This window comes from Aeromonas sp. Marseille-Q5825 (assembly GCF_946892685.1).
In the GTDB taxonomy this organism is placed as follows: domain Bacteria; phylum Pseudomonadota; class Gammaproteobacteria; order Enterobacterales; family Aeromonadaceae; genus Aeromonas; species Aeromonas rivipollensis.
Genome location: NZ_CAMPOU010000003.1, coordinates 302,012 through 321,851, shown reverse-complemented (window position 1 = coordinate 321,851; position 19,840 = coordinate 302,012). Strand labels below are relative to the sequence as shown.

Sequence of the window (19,840 nt, the reverse complement as noted above, 5' to 3'; positions counted from 1 at the left end):
CCAAGAGAACAGAGCCCGGCTCTGGCAGTGGATCCGATGCAGCAGTGGAGTAGCAAGGTGGGGAATCGTGTGTGGGTAATGGGGGATGCGGTGGTGGATCTTATCCCGGAAGGGGAGCTGCACTACCTCAAGTGTCCGGGCGGTGCGCCCGCCAACGTGGCGGTGGGAGTGGCGCGGCTCGGCGGTGAATCGGCCTTTATCGGCCGGGTCGGTGCCGATCCCTTCGGCCGCTTTATGGCCGATACCCTGGTGGCAGAGGGCGTCGATATCCGTCATCTGACTCAGGATCCGGCCCACCGAACCTCCACGGTGCTGGTGGAGCTCGATGAAGCAGGGGAGCGCAGCTTCACCTTCATGGTGCGCCCCAGTGCCGACCAGTTCCTAGAACCGGCTGACTTGCCCCGCTTCGAGGCCGGTCAGTGGTTGCTCAGCTGCTCCATTGCGCTCGCCAACGAACCTGTGCGCAGCAGTTGCCTGCAGGCCATGGCCGCCATCAAGGCGGTCGGGGGACGGGTCTGCTTCGACCCCAACCTGCGCCCCGAGGTGTGGGGCAATCCCGCCGAGATGCTGCCGCAGGTTATCGCGGCCATGACCCTGGCGGACGTGGTCAAGCTCTCGGTGGAGGAGCTGCAACTGCTGAGCGGCGAGGATGATCTGCTCGCTGGGCTTGCCACCCTCTCGGGCCCGGCCCTGGTGCTGGTGACCCGGGGGGCGGCCGGTGTGGTAGCCCGTTTGGGTGGCGAGCTGCTGGAGTGGGTGGGGCAGAAAGTGACCCCGCTCGACACCACGGGGGCGGGGGATGCCTTCGTCGCGGGTCTGTTGGCCGCGCTGGCAGAGGGTGAGCGATTGCCTGTCTTGAGCGAGCTGCCCGCCATCCTGGCTCAGGCCCACGGCTGCGGCGCGCTCGCCACCACCGCCAAGGGGGCCATGACGGCGCTGCCGACCCGCACCGAACTGGATGAATTTTTGCGATCAGGCGCAAGCGGCTGTTGAGCTGCGGCTAGAAGCCCGACTCGACAGCCCCTACTCTCATGTGACTAGGGCCCGCCAGCGTGGCGGGTCATAAGAGGAAGATTATGAATATCAGTGCGATAGCCAAGGATCTGGTGCCCCTGCTTGGGGGCAAGGAGAACATCGTCAGCGCCGCTCACTGCGCCACCCGACTGCGGCTGGTGCTGGCGGACGACAGCAAGGTCAACAAGGCCGCCATCGACAAGCTGGACGGGGTCAAGGGGTGCTTCAGCAACGCCGGCCAGATCCAGGTGATCTTCGGCACCGGTCTGGTCAACAAGGTTTATGCGGAGTTCGTGGCGCTGACCGGCACCGGGACGGCCAGCAAGGCGGAGCTGACCGACATGGCGACGGCCAAGCTCAACGTCGCCCAACGGCTGGCGCGGACCCTCTCCAACATCTTTGTCCCCATCATCCCGGCAATCGTCGCTTCCGGCCTGCTGATGGGGCTGCTCGGCATGGTGCGCACCTACGGCTGGGTCAACGCCGACAGCGCCCTCTTCGTCATGCTCGACATGTTCAGCTCGGCAGCCTTCATCATACTGCCCATCCTGATCGGCTTTACCGCGGCGCGGGAGTTTGGCGGCAACCCCTATCTGGGGGCGACCCTTGGTGGGATTCTCACCCACCCGGCCCTGACCAACGCCTGGGGCGTGGCGGGGGGCTTCAAGACCATGGATTTCTTCGGGCTGGATGTGGCCATGATAGGCTACCAGGGCACCGTCTTCCCTGTGCTGCTGGCGGTCTGGTTCATGTCCCACCTGGAGAAACAGCTGCGCAAGCGCATCCCGGACGCCCTGGATCTCATCCTCACCCCCTTCTTGACCGTCATCATCACCGGTTTCGTGGCGCTGCTCTTCATCGGCCCGGCGGGACGGGTGCTGGGGGATGGCATCTCCTTTGGTCTGAGCGCCCTCTATGAGCAGGCGGGCTGGCTCGCGGGTCTGGTATTCGGCGGGACTTATTCCCTTATCGTCATCACCGGCATCCATCACAGCTTCCACGCCATAGAGGCGGGGCTGCTCACCAACCCTGCCATAGGCGTCAACTTCCTGCTGCCCATCTGGGCCATGGCCAACGTGGCCCAGGGCGGGGCTTGCCTGGCGGTCTACTTCAAGACCCGGGACGTGAAGATCAAGGCGATTACCGTGCCGGCGGCCATGTCCTGCCTGCTGGGCATCACCGAGGCCGCCATCTTCGGCGTCAACCTGCGCTACATCAAACCCTTCCTGGCCGGTCTGTTCGGCGGTGCCTGCGGCGGCGCCTACGTGGTGGCGGCCAAGGTGGGCATGACGGCGGTGGGCCTGACCGGCATTCCGGGCATGGCAATAGTCCAGCCCATGAGCCTCATCCACTACGTCATCGGGCTGGTGATCGCCTTCGGTGCCGCCTTCGTCGCCTCCTACCTGCTCAAGTACAAGGTGGAGTGATGAAGGACGCTTATCTCCTCAACCAGATTGTCCGGTCCCTGCTGGCCGGACAGCTCAAGGCGGCGGCCGATCCCCATAGGCCCCGCTGGCACCTGGCAGCCCCTGTGGGGCTGCTCAATGACCCCAACGGTTTCATCGAGCACGACGGGCGCTACCACCTCTTCTACCAGTGGAATCCGCTCGGCTGCGAGCATCGCAACAAGGGCTGGGGTCACGTCACTTCGGCCGATCTGCTGCACTGGCAGCACGAGCCGGTGGCGCTCTTGCCCACCGAGGCCTATGAGAGCCACGGCTGTTATTCCGGCTCGGCGGTGAGCGACGAACAGGGGCGCCTGACCCTCGTCTACACCGGCAACGTCAAATACCCGGACGGCAGCCGCACCGCCTTCCAGTGTCTGGCCCGCGCCGACGGTGAGGGCGGTTTCGACAAGCTGGGCCCCGTGCTGGATCTGCCCCAAGGCTACAGCGGCCATGTGCGCGACCCCAAGGTGTGGCACGACGGCCAGCAGTGGCTCATGGTGCTGGGAGCACGCACCCTGGACGATCGGGGCGAGGTGCTGCTCTATCGCGGCGACGCGCTGGATGCCTGGACGCTGGTGGGCCCCATCGCTGGCAGCGGGCACGGCGGTCTCGGGGACTTTGGCTATATGTGGGAGTGCCCGGACCTCTTCCCCCTAGGGGATCGCCACCTGCTGATCTGCTGCCCCCAGGGGATTGCCCCGCAAGGGGAGTATTATCGCAACCTCTATCAGTGCGGCTGGCTGGCGGGGCAGTTCGACGGCGAGCAGTTCGAGCACGGGGCTTTCCACGAGCTGGACAGGGGCTTCGAATTCTATGCGCCGCAAACCACCCGAGACAGTCAGGGGCGGCGCCTCTTGTTTGGTTGGCTGGGTCTGCCGGAGGAGAACGAGATGAGCCAGCCCACCATCCCCTATGGCTGGATCCATCAGATGAGCTGCCCGCGAGAGCTGTTCTGGCAGGACGACTGGCTCTGCCAGCGGCCGGTGGCGGAGCTCGCGGCATTGAAGGGGGAGCAGACCCGCTTCGAAGGGACGCTCAGGGAGTTTCCGGGGCTGGCCATCGACTCGGCCTGGCTCGATCTGGCGCTTGGCGGTGAGGGCAGCCTCTGGTTCGGCGCCGTGGCCGAGCTGGTGTGGCAGCCGGGGCGCATCATCCTGCGGCGCCAGAACTGGCAGAGCGGGGCATGGGAAGAGAGAGCCGTCCCCTGGCTTGGAGGCAAGATCACAGTGCTGTGCGACAGCTCCAGCCTGGAGTGCTTCGTGGATCAGGGTCGCCAGAGCCTGTCGGCGCGCTACTTCCCCGGGGAAAAGCCGCAACTTTCATCGGGTAACGGCGATGATGGCTGCAAAATTTGCCTTGATCACTGGCCGCTGGCGGCTTGCCTAGTACAATAGCCCGGTGCTAGTCAGCCGGGAGGCCAGGTGGAGAAGAAGAAACGGATCACTATTGCCCAGATAGCCGAACTGGCGGGGGTCTCCAAGGCGACCGCCAGTCTGGTGCTCAATGGCAAGAGTGCGGAGTACAGGATTGCCGACGATACCCGCAAGCGGATCCAGGCGGTGGCGGATGAGTGCCACTACCAGCCGAGCTTTCATGCCCGCTCCCTGCGCGAGACCCGCAGCTACACCTGGGGGCTGGTGATCCCCGATCTCACCAACTTCGGGTTCGCCAGCATAGCGCGCGCCCTCGAGGCCCACTGCCGGGAGGCGGGGATCCAGCTGCTCATCGCCTGCTCCGAGGATGACCCCACCCTGGAGCAGCGGGTGGTGGACAATCTCATCAGCCGTCAGGTGGATGGGCTGATTGTTGCCTCCAGTGGTCACAGCGACGACATCTATGCCCGCATTCACGACCGTCTGCCGGTGGTGCAGCTCGACCGCCATATCGGCGAGTCGCGCCTGCCCATGGTCATTTCGGACGCCTGCAAGGCGACCGCCGAGCTGGTGCAGGACATGGCGATCGATTGCGACGAGGAGATCTACTACTTCGGCGGCCTGCTGGATCTCTCCCCCAGTCGCCACCGGCTGGCAGGCTATGAACTGGGGCTCCATCGCGCCGGCTTTGAGGCGGATGCCGCCCGGGTGCGCCATCGCGACTATCAGCCGCGCTCGGGTTATCAGCTGATGGCCGAGCTGGTGGAGGAGCTGGGAGCGCCCCCCCGCGGGCTATTCACCGCCTCTTTTACCCTGCTGGAGGGGGTGCTGCGCTACCTCAACGAGGCGGGGCTGATGGAGACAGGGATGCGGCTCTGTACCTTCGACGATCACGATCTGCTCGACTGCATTCCCATGCGCATCGACTCCGTGGCCCAGGATTGTCCGGCCCTGGCCCGGGCCGCCTTCGAGCTGATGCAGCAGCTGATCGCGGGCAATCCCCCCGCACAGACCGCCCAGGTGATCCTCCCCAGAGTGCGCTGGCGCAGCCGCCGCTAGTCATCCATCACGTCTCATATGAAAAAGCCCCGCCGATACTGGCGGGGCTTTTTGCTGCTGGCAGCGGGCTCAATCCGTGGTGCTGGCACGCCAGAAGATCTGCTTGATGCGGGGATGCTCCCCCAGCGTCTTCATCAGGGCGTCCAGCTCGTCGCCGTCGATGGAGGTGGCGAGCAGCACAGCCGAGATCTCGATGTCCTGCTCCCCGAAGGGTTCTATATCCAGCTCGCTCAGGGGGTAGTTGGCCTGCTCCAGCTTCTGCTCCAGCCAGGGGAGCACCTCTTTCTGGTGGGTGCGGCGGATGAGCGCCGTGACGCGGTAGGTCACCTCGGTGTCGGTGTTGTCCACCGGATGACGGTTGATCTGATTGACCAGGGGGCGCAGCAGGGTGTTGGCCGCCAGCACGAAGAGCGCGCCGAGCACCGCCTCCATGGCGAAGCCGGCGCCGCTGGCCGCCCCCACCGCCGCCACGCCCCAGAGGGTGGCGGCGGTGTTGATGCCGCGGATGTTGCCCGATTCGCGCATGATGACACCGGCGCCGAGAAAGCCGATGCCGGAGACGATATAGGCCACCACGTGCACCACCCCATAGCTGCCGCCGTGCAGGTCATAGATGCGCTGGGCCAGGTTGACGAAGAGGGCCGCCCCCACGGCGACCAGCACGTTGGTGCGAAGACCGGCGGTGCGCTGGCGGTACTGGCGCTCCAGCCCGACCAGGCTGCCGAGCACGAAGGCGAGCAGCAGGCTGGCCAGGGTGTCGAGCAGGGCAAGCAGATCAAATTGTTGCCACATTCTCATGGGGTACTCCTTCTGATGAGTGATGGCTGCGCGCAATCCATGATGAAACGCCGCACAAGAGGGCTGAAAAACCCGGCGATGATTGCGCTGCTGGCCAGCAAAAAATGAAACAAGGCGTGCGGGGCGTCCCCTGCGCATGCCCCATAGGGCGCCGCTGACAGTTCAGGGGGCCAGCATGGCCGGCCCCCTGAACGCTGGTTGACAGAGTATGGTGCTGTCAGGTGCGCTCGGGATCGCCACCGCGAGGGCGCAGTTCCCAGCGAACCGGGTGAGCTGCCCCGACCTGATGGACAAACTGCACCAGATAGCGGCGCTGGGGCGGGGTGCACTGGAGGTTGAGCACCAGCTCACGCCCGCCGCTGCGACCCGGTGTCATGGACTGCACCGGGTACAGCCCGGCCGGTTGCAGGGTGTGGCTCACCATCTCCAGCACCTGATCCAGGTCGGCGCGATCCTCGCAGCGGATCTGCAGCCGGTAGTGGTGCTGGCGCCGTTTGCCCCGCAGCCAGCGCGGCAACATGCCAAGGCCCAGCTTGTTCAGCAGGGGGTGAGTCGATACAGACTGGGTTGATATCAAACGCATAGCAGCCTCCTTGTGGGAAGCAGAAACTATGCAGGCAAGGCGCCCATGGCAGTTGGCCAGGAGTCACCCGACGTCAAGTGTAAAAAGAGAAGAGGGGAGTGGATTTCCGCTTCTCGCAGGGCTGCGAGTTGCGGCAGAGGGACTCTGCGGCTAGCTCGCGACCTGGGTGCCGACGACAGGAGTCGGCGTGGATCTGTCACTTGATGAGTTGCCCACCGACGGTCTCCGCTATTGATTAGAGGCGACATGGTAGCCGATACGGCCGCCGGGGTAAACCCTGGGCCCCCGGCAGCAACATATTGAAACAAAATGAGGTTTTAGCAAAAGGGAGCCAGAGCCCCCTCGTTTTTATCGTCCGCTCGGGGCTATTTCATGCCCAGGCGCCTCAGGATCATGGCGGCGGGGCAGAAGCCGGTGAAGGCGCTCTGGATCAGGTTGGCCCCGACAAAGACGCTCAGCCAGACGAAGCCCGGGTGGACCCAGGCGGTGAGCAGCAGCGAGAGCAGCAAGATGCAGCCCGCGACCACTCTGACTCCGTTATCAACTGTCATGTCTCTCTCCCTTCCCTCTATTATTTAGTAGTTGCTAATTTAGTGTTGATTTATACAATAGACTAAATATCAGCAATTGCTAATTTATGCTTATGAGCCCATTCGACGAGATGAACGGACACGCGACGGCCGCCGCCGCCCTGCTCAAGGCGTTGGCTCATCCCGAACGCCTGATGGTGCTCTGTCAGCTGGTGGAAGGAGAGAAGGGCGTCGGGGAGCTGCTTGCCCACAGCCAGCTGGGGCAGTCGGCCTTCTCCCAGCAGTTGTCGGTGCTAAAGCGCCATGGCCTTATCCGTTCGCGCAAGGTCTCACAGCAGATCTACTACTCGCTGGTGAGCGAGGCGGCCGCCGATGTGCTGGCGGCGCTGCAAACCCATTTTTGTCACTCAGAAAATAAGGAATCTTGATGATGGAAAGCCAATGGCTGCTCTCTTTGGGCGGCGGCATGCTGGCGGGGCTGTCGGCCCTGATCCTGATGTTGTTCAACGGCAGGGTCGCCGGGATCAGCGGCATTCTGGCCGGCGCCTTGCAACACCGGGCGCCGTGGCGGGTGCTGTTTCTGCTGGGGCTGGGGGGCGGTGCCTGGCTGGCGTTGACCCTGGGCTGGGCCAGCATGCCCGCATTCACCACCCTGCCCGGCTGGCCCGTCGTGCTGCTGGCCGGTCTGCTGGTGGGCGTCGGTACCCGTCTTGGCAATGGCTGTACCAGTGGTCACGGCATCTGCGGCATGGGGCGGCTCTCCCTGCGCTCCATAGTCGCAACCCTGACCTTTATGGCGGCGGGCTTTATCACCGTCTTCGTTACTCATCATCTGTTGTAAGAGGCTGATCGCCATGAAGTTGCTGACAAGTTTGCTTGCGGGCCTGCTGTTCGGACTGGGGATGGCCATCTCCGGCATGGTGGATCCCGCCCGGGTCACCGGTTTTCTCGATCTGGCGGGGGTCTGGGATCCCAGCCTCGCCTTCGTGATGGGGGGCGCCCTGCTGGTCTTTATGCCGGGTTATTTTCTGCTGGTGAAACCCCGTCGCCGGAGTCTGTTGGGGGAGCCCATAGTCGCCGTACCGGCCCCCAGGCTGGATCGCCGTCTGATCGGTGGGGCCGCGCTGTTTGGCATAGGCTGGGGGTTGGTGGGCATCTGTCCCGGGCCGGCTTTGAGCCTCATTTCCAGCGGTCAGCCCATGATACTGTTGTTTATAGCGGCCATGGTGGCCGGGATCCTGCTGGTCGACCGGGGGCTGGTGCGCGCACGGAACAAGGCTCGCCAGTCCCATACCGCCTGAGCCGGTGAAGTGACTGATTACGCCAGGGAAGGAGAGTGATGATGGAAAAGATCCGGTTGCTGGGGATCACCATGTTGGTGATGACATCGCAGGCCATGACATCCGCCCTGGCTGCAGAAGGGGAGAGTCAGGCCCCGTTGACAGTAGCGCCACAGCCGGTGACCGACTGGCTGACGCTGGATGGCACCGTCAGTGCCATCAATCAGGGGACGGTGGCGGCCCAGACCAGCGGCCGGGTCTCCCGCATGCTGGTGGATGTGAACGATCAGGTGCAGGCGGGGCAACCGCTGCTCGAGATCAGCGGCAAAGAGCAGTTTGCCGCCGTCACAGGGGCGCAGGCGCGGCTGGCCAGGGCGCAGGCCCAGCAGGTGGAGGCCGAGCGCCAGCTCGCCCGTTTTCAGGCGCTGATCGCCAAGGGGGTGATCACCCGCGCCCAGCTCGACAACGCCCAGGCGACGGATCGCGCCGCCCGCGCCGAGGTAAATGCGGCCGAGGCGGCCCTCACCCAGGCCCGCGAGGCCTACGGTTATACCCGCATTCTGGCCCCCTACGCCGGAGTGGTGACCAAACGGCTGGTGGAGCTGGGGGAGACGGTGGCCCCCGGCACCCCGCTGCTGTCGGGCTTCTCCCTCGACACCTTGAGGGTGGAGGTGGAGCTGCCCCAATCCGCCCTGACGCTCGCTCGTCAGCCTTCGGATGTGCAGGTGCTGCTACCTGATGGCAACACCGTTACCCCGGTTAAACTGACCCGCTTCAACTACGCCGACAGCCAGAGCCACGCCTTCAGGTTGCGTCTCGACTTGCCGCCGCAAACCGCCGGGGTATTGCCCGGCATGTGGCTCAAGGTGCGGCTCAAACAGGGTGAGCGTCAGGTGTTGCAGGTGCCGGATCGCGCCCTGCTGCGGCAAGGGGAGTTCAATGGCGTCTATCTGCAGCAGCCCGCTGGCTGGGCCCTGACGCCGGTGCGGGTCGGCCATTGCGTCGAGGGACAGTGCGAGATCCTGGCCGGTCTGCAAGCCGGTGACAAGCTGGCCCCCCATGCCTGGGCGCAGCAGCAGGAGCTGGCCCATGAGTAGCGAGCTGAACGGCAACAGGGAGAGGCTGGGGCCTGCCGGTCGGCTGGCTGCGCTGTTTCAGGGCTCGGCCATCACCCCGCTGCTGGCGCTGGTGGGGCTGCTGCTCGGTCTGTTTGCGGTGCTGGTGACCCCCAAGGAGGAGGAGCCGCAGATTGATGTCACCTTCGCCGATGTCTATATCCCCTTCCCGGGGGCCACCCCGGCTGAAGTGGAGTCCCTCGTCACCACCCCTGCCGAGCAGGTGGTCTCCCAGATAAAGGGAATTGATACCCTCTACTCCTTCTCCCAGCCCGATGGCGCCCTGCTGGTGGTGGTGTTCAAGGTGGGGGTGAGCCGCGAGCAGGCCATCGTCGATCTCAACAACCAGCTCGACTCCAACCGCGACTGGCTGCCACAGGGGATCGGAGTCGGTCAGCCGCTGGTGAAACCCCGGGGGATCGATGATGTCCCCATCGTCAGTCTGACCTTATGGAGTAAAGAGGGGAGCAAGCAACTGGGGGCACCCGAGCTGACCCGGGTCGCCCATGAGCTGGAGACCGAACTCAAGCGCATTCCCGGTACCCGCGATATTTACACGCTCGGCGGTCAGAGCGCCGTGTTGCGGGTGATGCCGGATCCGGCGGCCCTGAGCGCCCACGGCATCAGCTGGGGCGAGCTGAGCCAGCGCCTTGCGGCCGCCAATCAGGTGGGCCCGACACAGGCCATCGAGCAGGACAACAGTGAGATCAAGGTGCAGGTGGGGCAGTTCCTGCAAAGCGAGCAGCAGATCCGAGAACTGGTGGTGGGGCTGCACGATGGCCGGCCTGTCTATCTCGGCGATGTGGCCAGGGTCTCTTTGGGTCAGGAGACCCCGACCAAGCGCAGCTGGATGGGGCAGGGGCAAGCCAGTTATCCGGCGGTGACCCTGGCCATCGGCAAGCAGCCGGGCCAGAACGCGGTCGATGTGGCCAAGCGGGTGGAGGCGCGGGTCGAGAGTTTGCAGAACCGGCTGATCCCGGCTGGGGTCGAGGTAACGGTGACCCGGGACTACGGCGTCACCGCCGAGACCAAATCCAACACCCTGATCGGCAAGCTGGTTTTCGCCACCACGGCTGTGGTGCTGCTGGTGCTGGTGAGCATGGGCTGGCGCGAGGCGCTGGTGGTGGGGGTGGCCATCGTCATCACCCTGGCGCTGACCCTCTTTGCCAGCTGGGCCTGGGGTTTTACCCTCAACCGGGTGTCGCTGTTTGCGCTGATCTTCTCCATCGGCATTCTGGTGGATGACGCCATAGTGGTGGTGGAGAACATCCACCGCCATCGCGGTTTGTGCAAGGGGGCGCTCAAGGATCTGATTCCGGGGGCGGTGGACGAGGTGGGCGGGCCGACCATACTGGCGACCCTGACCGTGATCGCGGCCCTGCTGCCGATGGCCTTTGTCAGCGGGCTGATGGGCCCCTACATGAGCCCCATTCCCATCAATGCCAGCATGGGGATGCTCATCTCCCTGCTGGTGGCCTTTATCTTCTCACCCTGGCTGGCGAGCCATTTGCTCAAGGGGGAGGTGCATGCTGCCCACGGCGAGGCCAAGGCAGGCCTCTTTCACCGGCTGATGACCCCTTTCCTGATCGGTGACGGCGCCAAGAGGGCCAGACGCAAACTCTGGCTGGTAGTGTTGCTGCTGGTCGGGGCGGCCGCCGCCATGCCGGTGGTGCAGTGGGTGGTGCTCAAGATGCTCCCCTTTGACAACAAGTCGGAATTCCAGCTGGTGCTCGACATGCCGGAGGGGGCGACCCTGGAGCAGACCGAGCGCACCCTGCTGGCGGTCGGGCGGGAGCTTGCCAAGGTGGGGGAGGTGAAGGATTACCAGATCTACGCCGGCACCGCCGCCCCCATCAACTTCAATGGCCTGGTGCGCCACTACTTCATCCGCAGCGGCGCCAATGTGGGGGATATTCAGGTCAATCTGGTGGACAAGCATGAGCGGGATCGCAGCAGTCACCAGATTGCCCAGTCGGTTCGGGAGCCGCTGCAGGCCATCGCCAGTGCGGCAGGGGGCAATCTCAAGGTGGTGGAAGTACCCCCCGGCCCGCCGGTCTGGTCACCTATCGTTGCCGAGATCTATGGCCCGACTCAGGCCACCCGCGAAGCGGCCGCTCGCGCCGTACAGGCCCGTTTTGTGGCCACGGCGGATCTGGTGGACGTGGATATCTATCTGACCGACCCGCAGCCCCAGTGGCGGCTGGTGGTGGATCGCAGCAAGGCTGCCCTGCTCGGGGTCGATCTCGGGGATCTGGTGAACACCCTCAATGGCGGGGTGGGCTATCAGGATGCCAGCTGGCTGCAGGGGAACGGCGCCAAATATCCGGTGCCAGTGCGCATCGAACTGGCTCCCGGCGACAAGCGGGATCTGGCGGGCGTGCTGGCCCTCAAGGTGCGCAGCCAGAGCGGGCAGCTCATACGGGTATCCGAGCTGGTGAGTCGCAAAGACGAGGTGGCCCCCAGCTACCTCATGCACAAGAACATGCGGCCCATGGTGATGGTGGTGGCCGACATGGGCGGCCATACCGACAGCCCGCTTTACGGCATGTTTGCCGCCGGTGCCGACATCGCGCTGCCCCAGTATTACGTGCAGCAACCTGACAAGCTGGGGGAGGTGGCGCTGTTGTGGGACGGGGAGTGGAAGGTAACCTACGAGACTTTCCGCGACATGGGGCTGGCCTACGGGGTGGGGATGATCCTCATCTACCTGCTGGTGGTGGCCCAGTTCCGCTCCTATCTGGTGCCGCTCATCATAATGGCGCCCATCCCGCTCACCATTATCGGGGTGATGCCGGGCCACGCCCTGCTGGGTGCCCAGTTTACCGCCACCTCTATGATAGGGATGATAGCGCTGGCCGGGATCATAGTGCGCAACAGCATACTGCTGGTGGACTTTATCGAGCAGCAGCGCAGCGCCGGAATAGCGTTCGAGCAGGCGGTGATCGAAGCGGCGCAGGTGCGGGCCAAACCCATCATGCTGACGGCGCTGGCGGCCATGATAGGTGCCCTGTTCATCCTCGATGATCCCATCTTCAACGGACTGGCCATCAGCCTGATTTTCGGGATCCTGGTCTCCACCTTGCTCACTCTGGTGGTGATACCCTTGCTCTATTACGCCCTGCTCTCCCGACGCTGATGACGGGAGTCACTAGCTAAGGCGAAATGATGCCCTGCTCTCCCGTCAGTCGTGACGGGGGTCGATAGCGAAAGGATGCGCGATGAAGAGAGGCTGGCTGTGGTGGACGGCGGGCGCCGGGGTGGCGCTAGCGGCCCTGACATTGTGGTGGTGGCCGCAGGCGACGCCAGTCAAGCTGGTGGCGGTCGGGCGGGGGGATGTGCTGGTGACCCTGGTCAACACCCGGGCCGGCACCATCAAGTCGTGCCAGCGGGCCGGGCTGAGTCTGCCCGGTGGCGGCGTGGTGGAGCAGATCGCCGTCAAGGCCGGGGACAGGGTGGCCAGGGGGGATCTGCTGCTGACCCTCTGGAGCGAGGACATTCGGGCCGATCTCAGCCGCGCCCGCGCCCAGCAGGCCCTCGGCAAGACCCAGCGCGAGGAGCGCTGCAGCGAGGCCACCTACTACGAGCGGGAGGCCCAGCGGCTGGCCACCCTGCTCGCCAAGAACCTCACCTCCCGCACCCTGGCCGAGCAGGCCCAGAACCTGGCCCATACCCGCCGCTATATCTGCCGTGCCTCCCGCCAGCAGGAGCGGGTCGACGAGGCGCTGGTCGCCCAGGTGGAGGCCCGCCTGGCCGAGCGCCGCCTGCAGGCCCCCTTTGCCGGCGTGGTGGCCGAGGTCAACAGCAAGCTTGGCGAATACATGACCCCCTCACCCCCAGGAGTGGCCATGCCCCCCGTCATCGATCTCATCGACGATAACTGCCTCTATGTCTCAGCCCCCATAGATGAAGTGGATGCCGCCCGCCTCAAGGTGGGCCAGTCTGCCCGGGTCTTGCTCGACGCCATGCCCGGGCGCGACTTTGCCGCCACCGTCACCCGCATCGCCCCCTATGTGAAGGAGCTGGAGAAACAGGCCCGCACCGTGGAGGTGGAGGCGGTACTCACAGCCCCGCCCGGCGACGTGCCCCTGCTTATCGGCTACAGCGCCGATCTCGAGGTGGAGGTGACCCGCGCCACCGATGTGCTGCGGGTGGCGGCCAGCAGCCGGGCCGACGATGGCAGCGTGCTGCGGCTGGAGGGGGATAAGCTGGTGCGGGTACTGCCCCGCTGGGGAGTGGAGAACTGGAACTGGATTGAGGTGGCAGAGGGGCTCGCCGCCGGTGACCGGCTGGCGGCCCAGCCCGGCCAGATAGTCGGGGAGGGGCCCTTCAGCGCCGCCACGGAGCCGGCAGATGAGTGATCTCATTCGCCTGGATGCCGTCAGCCGCCGATTCACCTTGGGGGGCACTGAGGTGGCGGCCCTCGAACACGTTTCTCTTCGGGTCGCCGAGGGGGAGTATCTGGCGGTGATGGGCCCCTCGGGCTCAGGAAAATCGACCCTGCTCAACGTGCTGGGGCTGCTGGACAGGCCAGACGAGGGGCAATACTGGCTGGGGGGCCAGGACATTGCCACCCTGTCAGAGTCGGCGCTGGCCCAGCTGCGCGGCCATCGCATCGGTTTCGTGTTCCAGTCGTTTCACCTTATCGCTCGCCTCACCGCCCGGGAAAACGTCGAGCTGCCGCTGATGCTGTGCGGCGTCCTCCCCGCCGAGCGCCATCGCCGCAGCCAGCGTCTGCTGGAGGATCTGGGGCTGGACAACAGGGCCGACCACAGGCCCGCCGAGCTCTCCGGTGGTCAGCGCCAGCGGGTGGCCATAGCCCGGGCCATGGCCATGGCGCCGCGCCTCATCCTGGCGGACGAGCCCACCGGCAATCTCGACTCCCGCTCCGGGGAAGAGGTGATCACCCTGCTCGAGGGGCTCAACCGGGAGCAGGGGATCACCCTGATGGTGGTGACCCACGATCCCCGCCTCGGCGAGCGGGCGGGCAGGCGGATCTCGATGGATGACGGCCGCATCAGCAGCGACAGCGGTGGGGGCTGAATGCGGCGCCCCGATGCCCTCCGCTTCGCCGCCGTGGCGCTATTGCGCCAGCGCACGCGGGCACTGGTATTGATCATGGCGGTGAGTCTGAGCGTCACGTCCGTGCTGCTGCTCACCGCGCTGGGGGAGGGGGCGAGGCGCTATGTGGCCGAGCAGTTCAGCTCCCTTGGCAAGGATCTGCTGGTGATGTTTCCGGGTCGCAAGGAGACCACAGGCGGGCTGCCGCCGGTGACCGGCAACAGCCTGAGGGAGATCACCCTGGATGACATGCACTACCTGGGCCAGCATCTACCCCAGCTCAGGCTGGTGCCGCTGGTGATGGGCTTTGCCGAGGCCAAGCAGGGGGCCCGGGTGCGTCAGACCATGTTGCTTGGCAGCAGCAACGGGTTGCGGCATACCCACGGACTTGAGTTGCTCTCCGGCCGCTGGTTGCCGGGGGACGCCGGGGAGGACAGGCCGGTGGCCCTGCTCGGGGAAGTGGCGGCCCGTGAGCTGTTCGGTCAGGCCGATCCCCTCGGCCAGTGGCTGCGCTTTGACAATCGCCGCTTTCGGGTGGTGGGGGTCTTCACCAGCCAGAGCAGCAATCTGGGGATGGACATGGCCGAGGCGGCGCTGATCCCGGTGGGCAGCGCCATGGGGCTGTTCAATACCGAGGGGCTGTTTCGTCTGCTGATCCAGCCGCTGGGAGGGCAGGCGGTGCCCCAGTTGGTGCAGCGGCTGGAGCAACTGATGCAGGCGCGTCACGGGGTGCTCGATGTGACTCTGGTAAGGCGCGACGCCATGCTGGCCACCTTCTCCACCATTCTGGCCACCCTCACCCTGGCGGTTGCCGGCATTGGTGCCATCAGCCTGCTGGTTTCCGGCATCATGATGATGAATCTGGCGCTCATCAGCACCCGCCAGCGCACCGGAGAGATCGGCCTGCTCAAGGCGTTGGGGGCCGACAGTCGCCAGATCCGCCAGCTGTTTTTGTGGGAGGCGCTGCTGCTGAGCGGCGGTGGCGCCTTCATCGGCACCCTGCTGGGCTATGCCCTGGTGGCCCTCGCCGCGCTGATCTGGCCCGGCTTCCCGGTGGCCGTGCCCTGGCTCGCGACCCTCTGCACCATACCGGCGGCCCTGCTGACCGGGCTCTTCTTCAGCTGGCTGCCCGCCTCCCGGGCGGCACGGCAGGATCCGGTCACCAGTCTGCGCAGCGGACAATGGAGCTGAGGCTGATGAATCTGATGGGGCGCAAGACAACCTTGTGGTGCGGCAGTGGCGAGTCACTGGCCAACGTAGCGGACAATGGCGTGGTGGCCGATGCGCCTCGCTGATCTGCTGTTCTGGCTTTGGCGTGCCTTGCTGGCAGGGCGCAGTCGCAGCCTGTTGTCGGCGCTCGGCATCGCCATCGGAATCGCCTCTGTGACCCTGCTCACCGGCATAGGCGAGGGGCTCAGGCTCTATCTGCTCGACAGTTTCTCCCAGTTCGGTACCCGGCTGATCGCCGTGACCCCGGGCAAGACCGAGACCGCCGGCGGCCCGCCCGGCATCCTCTCCAGCAGCCGTCCCCTGCTGCTGGAGGATGCCGATGCCCTCGCCAGATTGCAGGGCGTCGAAGCGGCGCTCCCTGTGGTGCAGGGGCAGGGGGAGGTGCGCAGCCGCGGGCTGACCCGCAGCACCGCCATTCTGGGCACAGGCTCGGCGGCGCTCTCCGGCTGGCGCCTCACCCTGGTGCAGGGGCGTTTTCTGCCCGCAGATGACAGTGCCATGCCCCGCGCCTATGCGGTGCTGGGCGCCAAGGTGGCGGCTGAGCTGTTCCCCGGCGGCGATGCGCCGGGGAGCTTGCTGCGGGCCGGGGATCGTCGCTTTCGGGTGGCCGGGGTGCTGGCCCCCAAGGGGCAATTTCTCGGCTTCGATCTGGACGACATGATCTATCTGCCCGCCGCCCACGCCCAGGCGCTGTTCAACAAGGAGGGGCTGCAGGAGATAGACGTCATCTATGGCGCCGGGCGGTCGGAGGCCGAGATCACCGCCCAGATCCGGCGGGTGCTGATCGCTCGCCACGGCGCCGAGGATTTTACCCTCACCTCCCAGCAGGACATGCTGGCGAGCCTCGACAAGATACTCTCCATCATCAAGCTGGCGGTCGGTGGGCTGGGGATCATCTCGCTGCTGATCGGGGCGGTCGGCATCTTCAGCATCATGAGCATCGCCCAGCAGGAGCGGATCCCCGAGGTGGGCCTGCTGATGGCGCTGGGTTGCCCACGGCGGCGCATTCTATTGCTGTTCCTGCTGGAGGCCGTGGTGCTGGCACTGCTGGGGGGAGCCATGGGGCTGGCCCTGCTCGGCGGGCTCAAGCTGTTGTTCGCGCTGCTGGCGGCCGGCTTGCCGCTCAGCCTCCATCCTCTCTATCTCTTGCTGGCCCTGGGGTGCAGCGCCCTGGTCGGTCTGCTGGCCGGGGTCGCCCCCGCCCTGCGGGCGGTGCGCCTGGACCCCGTGGTCGCCCTGCGGGGTGACTAGGCGAGCGCCGTGCGCCGCGAACAGCACGAAGTAGTGGCTGCCCGCTGGTGCGTCTCTTTGCGCCGCCGCTGTGGCAGGCGGTCAGGGGTCAGATGTCAGGGGACGACGCCCCGGGTGCAGGGTGTTATGGTAATCTCCCCCTTTTCCAATGAGGTCCCCCTATGTCTCCTCCCATGTCTCCCTTACGCCTGCTCGTCTCCGACTCCCACGACCCCCTGTTCAACCTGGCGGTGGAGGAGTGCATCTTCCGCCAGATGGATCCCGCCCAGCGGGTGCTCTTCCTGTGGCGCAACGCCAATACGGTGGTGATAGGCCGGGCGCAGAATCCGTGGAAGGAGTGCAACACCCGCCGCATGGAAGAGGACGGCGTGACCCTGGCGCGGCGCAGCAGCGGGGGCGGGGCCGTGTTTCACGATCTCGGCAACAGCTGCTTCACCTTCATGGCGGGCAAGCCCGGTTATGACAAGAGCGTCTCCACCGCCATAGTGCTGGATGCCCTCAGGCGGCTGGGGATAGCGGCCTTTGCCTCGGGGCGCAACGATCTGCTGGTGGCCACGGCGGACGGGGATCGCAAGGTGTCGGGCTCGGCCTACCGGGAGACCCAGGATCGCGGCTTTCACCACGGCACCCTGCTGCTGGACGCAGACCTCGGTCGACTCGCGAACTACCTCAACCCCGATCCCAAGAAGCTGGCGGCCAAGGGGATCTCCTCGGTGCGCAGCCGGGTGGCCAACCTCTGCGAACTGCTGCCGGGGATAGATCATCAGCAGGTGAATGACGCCCTCATCGAGGCCTTCTTCCACTACTACGGTGAGCGGGTAGCGCCCGAGCATATCTCCCCCGAGCAAATGCCGGACCTGCCCGGCTTCGCCGAGACCTTCGCCCGCCAACGCAGCTGGGAGTGGAACTTCGGCCATGCCCCGGCCTTCAGCCATCAGCTGGACGAGCGTTTCGGCTGGGGCGGGGTGGAGCTGCATGTCGACGTGGATAAGGGGGTGATAGGACGGGCGCAGATCTTCAGCGACAGCCTGGATCCGGCGCCCCTGGATGCCCTGGCAGAGCGGTTGGTGGGGGCGCCCTACAAGCCTGAGGCGATGGCGGCGCTGCTGCACTCGCTGATGGGGGATTTCCCGGCCAGGGCCCATGAGCTGGCGGAGCTGGAGGCCTGGCTGGTGACGGCCCTGCGCTAAGAGGCATGACCCGGATCACGAAACGGAGCACGGGCTCCGGCGCCAGGGTGCCGCCAGCCCCCGACTGCCGTGGTCATGATAAAAAGTAGGGCAGGCCATTAGTTATTGTCGCTGTCTCCTGCGCCGCCCCGGGGGTATAACCGGGGCACATTTGCAGTACTAATGGTCTTATCATGAGCGATCTTGTCTATCTGAAAGATGACGGCGTCAACGCCGTCCACCCCGAGTTCTCCGCCCGTTTCGCCACCGTCAAAGCCAACTTCTTCTCCCGCAATCCCGATCTCTGGCCGGTGTTTCGTGAGCCCGGCTTTGCCACCCTCAACGAGTTTCGCGCAAGGGGGCTAGCCCCGGATGCGCGCCTGAACGCCTGGCCAGATGGCCACGCCCGTCTCGCCGATCTCTGCGAGACCATGCCGGTGCCCGCACAGATGCGCACCCCGGGGGAGCCCATGACGGAGCTGCTGTTCGCCGGCGCCCTGTCGAAAGACTGGGAGAACCCCTCCAGCGTCGAGAACGTCATCACAATGTCGGCGGATCCCGCCATCTACGGCGCCCAGCTCGGCATCCTGGCCAACCCCAACCTGGTCTACTCCGAGTATGCCGGGGTGGCCGAGGAGCTCGAAAAAAAGGTGGTGCGCCAGATAGCGCTGCTGGCGGGCTACGATCCGGCCCGCGCCACCGGCATCTTCACCCAGGGGGGGACCTTCTGTAACCTCTACGGCTACCTGCTCGGTATCCGCAAGAGCCTGCCCGAGGCCAAGCACAAGGGGCTCGGCCACTATCAGGATTACCGCATCATCAACTCCCAGGGCGGCCACTACTCCAACATCACCAACCTCTCCCTGCTCGGGGTGGACATAGAGCACAAGACCATCCGCATCCAGGTCGGCGAGAACAACGACATCGATCTGCTGGATCTCGAGCGCACCCTGACCGCCTGCTTCGCCCTGAAACACGTGGTGCCCACCATCATGCTCACCATGGGGACCACGGACACCTTCGGGGTAGACCAGGTCAAACCTGTGGTGGAGCTGCGGGACAGGCTGTGCGAGCGGTTCGAGGTGGCGGTCAAGCCCCACATCCACGTGGATGCCGCCATCGGCTGGTCGATGATCTTCTTCCTCGACTACGATTTTGCCGCCAACCCGCTGGCCATCAACGGCGCCACCCTGGCGGGGATAGAGCGCAACGTGGCCCGCTTCGCCGAGCTCAAATACGCCGACTCCTTTACTGTCGACTTCCAGAAGTGGGGCTATGTGCCCTACACCTCCAGCCTGGTGATGATCAAGGAGCAGGAGGATCTCAAGGCGATGGAGAACGATCCGGAGAACTTCTCCTACTTCGAGCGGGACATCCAGGGCCAGACCCACCTGCAGTCCACCATAGAGTGCTCCCGGGGGGCGAGCGGCCTGTTCGGCGCCTACGCGGCCCTCAACTACCTGGGGGTCGAGGGCTATCGCACCGTGCTGGCCCACTGCCTGCAAAATGCGAACTACTTCCGCTTCCGTCTGAGCCAGCTCGGCAACGTCAAGCTGGTGGCCCAGGAGAATCAGGGGCCGAGCGTGGGCTTCAAGATCTACAACCCCGAGTGGGTGCAGGATCCGGAAGCCGAGTTCGCCTTCGAGCTGGCCCGCAGCCCGGATGCGGCCTACAAGGCGCGGCTGGCCCGCAACACCGAATACCACCGCAACCTGTTCAAGCAGCGCGGCAAGGTGGGACTCTACACCAACTGGGTGGAGGCGGTGGCCCACTCGGAGTACGACGCCCGCGGCAAGTACTCCTATATCGCAGGGGAGAAGGCGGTCTTTATGAACCCCGCCTGCACCCGGGAGCAGATCGACGCCTTTATCGACCATATTCGCGGCTGACTCCGGCCGAGAGAGCAGATAAAAAACGGCGGGCATGGTGCCC

The 19,840-nt window shown here is 65.4% G+C and carries 18 protein-coding genes; 15 read left to right on the top strand and 3 right to left on the bottom strand.

Annotated features, from left to right (window positions below):
- Positions 1 to 36 precede the first annotated feature (36 nt).
- The 4 genes from OC537_RS09770 (at position 37) to OC537_RS09750 (ending at position 4,894) form a co-directional block, all read left to right on the top strand.
- Complete coding sequence (locus OC537_RS09770) at positions 37 to 993, top strand: aminoimidazole riboside kinase (protein ID WP_262110912.1); 957 nt, start codon at positions 37 to 39, stop codon at positions 991 to 993.
- 83 nt (positions 994 to 1,076) lie between these two features.
- A complete protein-coding gene (locus OC537_RS09765) occupies positions 1,077 to 2,441 on the top strand; it encodes a sucrose-specific PTS transporter subunit IIBC (RefSeq protein WP_163147894.1) in 1,365 nt (454 codons plus the stop codon).
- Entirely contained in the window at positions 2,441 to 3,856 is a 1,416-nt protein-coding gene (locus OC537_RS09760; protein ID WP_410050469.1) for a glycoside hydrolase family 32 protein, read from the top strand. The genes OC537_RS09765 and OC537_RS09760 overlap by 1 nt, the downstream gene beginning before the upstream one ends.
- A gap of 27 nt (positions 3,857 to 3,883) precedes the next feature.
- On the top strand, positions 3,884 to 4,894 hold the full coding sequence (locus tag OC537_RS09750; protein ID WP_139744916.1) for a substrate-binding domain-containing protein: 1,011 nt from the start codon (positions 3,884 to 3,886) through the stop codon (positions 4,892 to 4,894).
- Positions 4,895 to 4,963: 69 nt separating this feature from the next.
- On the opposite strand, the gene OC537_RS09745 is transcribed toward OC537_RS09750, so the two are convergent.
- The 3 genes from OC537_RS09745 to OC537_RS09735 all read right to left on the bottom strand — a co-directional run bounded on the left by OC537_RS09745 (position 4,964) and on the right by OC537_RS09735 (position 6,826).
- The gene (locus tag OC537_RS09745) at positions 4,964 to 5,692 is read right to left on the bottom strand and encodes an MgtC/SapB family protein (protein ID WP_025327670.1); all 729 of its coding nucleotides are present in this window, start codon (positions 5,690 to 5,692) and stop codon (positions 4,964 to 4,966) included.
- 217 nt (positions 5,693 to 5,909) lie between these two features.
- On the bottom strand, positions 5,910 to 6,275 hold the full coding sequence (locus OC537_RS09740; protein WP_262110911.1) for a hypothetical protein: 366 nt from the start codon (positions 6,273 to 6,275) through the stop codon (positions 5,910 to 5,912).
- Positions 6,276 to 6,640: 365 nt separating this feature from the next.
- Positions 6,641 to 6,826, bottom strand: a complete 186-nt coding sequence (locus OC537_RS09735) for a DUF2892 domain-containing protein (protein WP_106886276.1) — start codon at positions 6,824 to 6,826, stop codon at positions 6,641 to 6,643.
- A 92-nt stretch (positions 6,827 to 6,918) separates the two neighbouring features.
- On the opposite strand from OC537_RS09735, the gene OC537_RS09730 reads away from it, so the two are divergent.
- The 11 genes from OC537_RS09730 (at position 6,919) to OC537_RS09680 (ending at position 19,797) form a co-directional block, all read left to right on the top strand.
- Positions 6,919 to 7,233 (top strand): ArsR/SmtB family transcription factor, encoded by a 315-nt coding sequence (locus OC537_RS09730; RefSeq protein ID WP_262110910.1) that lies wholly within the window; start codon positions 6,919 to 6,921, stop codon positions 7,231 to 7,233.
- The gene (locus OC537_RS09725; RefSeq protein WP_262110909.1) at positions 7,233 to 7,646 is read left to right on the top strand and encodes a YeeE/YedE family protein; all 414 of its coding nucleotides are present in this window, start codon (positions 7,233 to 7,235) and stop codon (positions 7,644 to 7,646) included. The genes OC537_RS09730 and OC537_RS09725 overlap by 1 nt, the downstream gene beginning before the upstream one ends.
- 13 nt (positions 7,647 to 7,659) lie before the next feature.
- Positions 7,660 to 8,106, top strand: a complete 447-nt coding sequence (locus tag OC537_RS09720; protein WP_234569052.1) for a YeeE/YedE family protein — start codon at positions 7,660 to 7,662, stop codon at positions 8,104 to 8,106.
- Positions 8,107 to 8,147: 41 nt separating this feature from the next.
- Positions 8,148 to 9,182 carry an efflux RND transporter periplasmic adaptor subunit gene (locus tag OC537_RS09715; protein WP_262111069.1) on the top strand — a complete coding sequence of 345 codons (1,035 nt, stop codon included), beginning with the start codon at positions 8,148 to 8,150 and terminating at the stop codon, positions 9,180 to 9,182.
- Complete coding sequence (locus tag OC537_RS09710) at positions 9,175 to 12,336, top strand: efflux RND transporter permease subunit (protein WP_262110908.1); 3,162 nt, start codon at positions 9,175 to 9,177, stop codon at positions 12,334 to 12,336. The genes OC537_RS09715 and OC537_RS09710 overlap by 8 nt, the downstream gene beginning before the upstream one ends.
- 82 nt (positions 12,337 to 12,418) lie before the next feature.
- Positions 12,419 to 13,558, top strand: coding sequence for an efflux RND transporter periplasmic adaptor subunit (locus OC537_RS09705; RefSeq protein WP_262110907.1), 1,140 nt, complete (start codon positions 12,419 to 12,421; stop codon positions 13,556 to 13,558).
- The gene (locus OC537_RS09700; protein WP_262110906.1) at positions 13,551 to 14,240 is read left to right on the top strand and encodes an ABC transporter ATP-binding protein; all 690 of its coding nucleotides are present in this window, start codon (positions 13,551 to 13,553) and stop codon (positions 14,238 to 14,240) included. The genes OC537_RS09705 and OC537_RS09700 overlap by 8 nt, the downstream gene beginning before the upstream one ends.
- Positions 14,241 to 15,449 (top strand): ABC transporter permease, encoded by a 1,209-nt coding sequence (locus tag OC537_RS09695; protein ID WP_262110905.1) that lies wholly within the window; start codon positions 14,241 to 14,243, stop codon positions 15,447 to 15,449.
- A gap of 90 nt (positions 15,450 to 15,539) precedes the next feature.
- Positions 15,540 to 16,739 (top strand): ABC transporter permease, encoded by a 1,200-nt coding sequence (locus OC537_RS09690; RefSeq protein ID WP_262110904.1) that lies wholly within the window; start codon positions 15,540 to 15,542, stop codon positions 16,737 to 16,739.
- A gap of 173 nt (positions 16,740 to 16,912) precedes the next feature.
- Positions 16,913 to 17,929 (top strand): lipoate--protein ligase A, encoded by a 1,017-nt coding sequence (locus OC537_RS09685; RefSeq protein ID WP_262111067.1) that lies wholly within the window; start codon positions 16,913 to 16,915, stop codon positions 17,927 to 17,929.
- Positions 17,930 to 18,102: 173 nt separating this feature from the next.
- Entirely contained in the window at positions 18,103 to 19,797 is a 1,695-nt protein-coding gene (locus tag OC537_RS09680) for a pyridoxal phosphate-dependent decarboxylase family protein (protein WP_262110903.1), read from the top strand.
- Positions 19,798 to 19,840 lie beyond the last annotated feature (43 nt).